The organism is Streptomyces sp. (assembly GCF_031178505.1).
Classification (GTDB): domain Bacteria; phylum Actinomycetota; class Actinomycetes; order Streptomycetales; family Streptomycetaceae; genus Streptomyces; species Streptomyces gulbargensis.
Genome location: NZ_JAPSIW010001028.1, coordinates 1 through 1,734, shown reverse-complemented (window position 1 = coordinate 1,734; position 1,734 = coordinate 1). Strand labels below are relative to the sequence as shown.

Here is a 1,734-nt window from a genome sequence, read left to right as displayed (position 1 = left end):
GCCGCCGCGTAGTCGGCGTTGCCGGCCTCGCCGAAGGTCGCGCTGACCGAGGACACGAGCACGATGCTGCCGACCCCGGTGCCCTGCACGTGGCGCAGGTACTCCCGGCACGTCAGGAACGGGGCCACGAGGTTGTCCTCGACCACGCGGTGGAAGCGGTCCAGGGACATCTCCCACACGGGTACGTCCTCCTCGTCCCAGCCACCGCTGTTGGCCACGCACACGTCCACGGCCCCGAGGGCCGCGACGGCCTCGGACATGACCGAGGCGGCCTCCTCGGGCCGCCGCAGGTCGCCCTGCACGACGTGGCCGCCGATCCGGGCCGCGAGCTCCTCGGCGCGGGCGCGATTGCTGAAGCAGTGCACTGCGACGCGGGCCCCTTCGGCGGCGAGGGCCGTCGCCGCCGCCGCCCCGATGCCGCCGCTGGCGCCGGTGACCAGCACGCCCCGTCCCGAGAGTCCCAGCTCCACGGTGTCCTCCTCTGTCCGATGTCGGGAAATCCTGCTGCGCCTCGGCCCGTCAGGGCGTCAGGCGGTGGTGGCCGGCATGGCCACGTCGAGGTCGTCGGCGAGCCGGCGGAGCGCGTCCCAGGTGAAGGCCCTGACGGTGATGCCCTCGCGGTGGCGGCGCGCGCTCGTGCCGGCGCCGCCCTCGCCCGGCACCCGGACGGGTTCGGCGCCCGGCGCCACGGGCGTGTCCTTGAGGTAGCCGAGGAAGGACTCCACCTCGGCCGCGAACTCGTCCAGGGCCTGAGCTGCGCGACGTCCAGCGCGATGAGCAGCGCCCCCTGGCGCTCCCCGCCCAGGGTGGCGGGCGTGGGCGAGACGGTGCCCGCCGTGGTCAGGGCACCTGCCAGCGCCTCCGCGACGAGGGCGAGGCCGAAACCTTTGTGGCCGCCGAAGGGCTGGAGGAAGCCGCCGGTGTGACCCACTCCGGCGGCAGCTCCTCACCCCGGTCCCGCCACTCCGACAGCCGCCCCATCGCCACGGCACTGGTCGCGATGTCCAGCACGAGGTGGGGAGCCGCCGCGCGCGGAATGCCGGCCGCGACGGGGTTGGTCGACATCCGCCCCTCCAGGCCGCCCGGGGGCGCCACGGACCTCCCCGCGCCGCTGTCGTTGACGAACAGGACCGGGGCCACCCCGGCCCCGGCCGCTGCCTCGCAGAAGTAGGAGAGCCGCCCGGCGTACTCGCTGTTGTGCACGGCCACCGCGGCGATGCCGTGCGCCCGGGCCCGCTCGACCGCCAGCTCGGTGGCGTCGCGCATGACCGTGTGGCCGAAGCCGGCGTTGCCGTTCAGCCGCACGAGGGAACCGCGGTCGAGCTCGACCGAGGCCGAGGCCGAGGGCACGGCCCAGCCGCCCCGGGCGCGCCGGACGTACTCGGGCAGTCGGCGCATGCCGTGGGACTCGTGGCCGGCGAGCTCGGAGCCGACGATCTGGCCGGCGAGGTACTGCGCATCCGCCTCGCCGGTGCCGAGCGCCTGCAGCACCGCCTCGGTGAAGCGCCGCAGCTCGGCGGCGCCGCAGACGACGTCACCGGGCTCGGCCGCGCGGTTCATCGTGCCACCTTCGGGTTCAGGGAGGCGCTCCGCGGTGCGAGTTCCGTGGTCCCACCGCGGAACAGTGCCGGGCCGATTCTGTCGACCGCAGGACTGTCCTCGGATCCGTGCCGGAAGTGCGAAGTGGTCATGACCGTCCGTCCGATCGTGGGTCGGCAGCACCGCGGGCGAGGT

Annotated in this window: 3 protein-coding genes; all 3 read right to left on the bottom strand. The window is 74.9% G+C overall.

The genetic code is table 11. The features are described from left to right. The coding region (locus RIF68_RS35895; RefSeq protein WP_309055833.1) for an SDR family NAD(P)-dependent oxidoreductase at positions 1–470 on the bottom strand (470 nt) is incomplete at its 3' end. Positions 471–527: 57 nt separating this feature from the next. Then, on the bottom strand, positions 528–725 hold the full coding sequence (locus RIF68_RS35890) for a hypothetical protein (RefSeq protein ID WP_309055831.1): 198 nt from the start codon (positions 723–725) through the stop codon (positions 528–530). Positions 726–840: 115 nt separating this feature from the next. Further along, on the bottom strand, positions 841–1,560 hold the full coding sequence (locus RIF68_RS35885; RefSeq protein ID WP_309055830.1) for an Ldh family oxidoreductase: 720 nt from the start codon (positions 1,558–1,560) through the stop codon (positions 841–843). Between the last annotated feature and the right edge of the window lie 174 nt (positions 1,561–1,734).

Bases quoted from the DNA above. Each gene is read 5' to 3' on its own strand.
- RIF68_RS35885 (WP_309055830.1), bottom strand. From the start codon at position 1,560: ATGAACCGCGCGGCCGAGCCCGGTGACGTCGTCTGCGGCGCCGCCGAG.